Source organism: Aeromonas intestinalis, from assembly GCF_054052485.1.
Genome location: NZ_JBSTYK010000059.1, coordinates 1 through 211, shown reverse-complemented (window position 1 = coordinate 211; position 211 = coordinate 1). Strand labels below are relative to the sequence as shown.

Here is a 211-nt window from a genome sequence, read left to right as displayed (position 1 = left end):
TGATCCCATGCCGAACTCAGAAGTGAAACGCGGTAGCGCCGATGGTAGTGTGGCATTCGCCATGCGAGAGTAGGACACTGCCAGGCACCCATTTCAAGATTGCGCGATGAGCGTGGTCTTTACCGGTTAGTGTGCTGATATGGCTCAGTCGGTAGAGCGCATCCTTGGTAAGGATGAGGTCCCCAGTTCGATTCTGGGTATCAGCACCATT

At 54.0% G+C, this 211-nt stretch carries 1 tRNA gene and 1 rRNA gene; both read left to right on the top strand.

What is annotated here, in order from left to right:
* Window positions 1–86, top strand: a 5S ribosomal RNA gene (gene rrf, locus ACW5W7_RS21405); the annotation flags it as partial.
* Window positions 87–133: 47 nt separating this feature from the next.
* Window positions 134–209 (top strand) — tRNA-Thr (locus tag ACW5W7_RS21400).
* Window positions 210–211 lie beyond the last annotated feature (2 nt).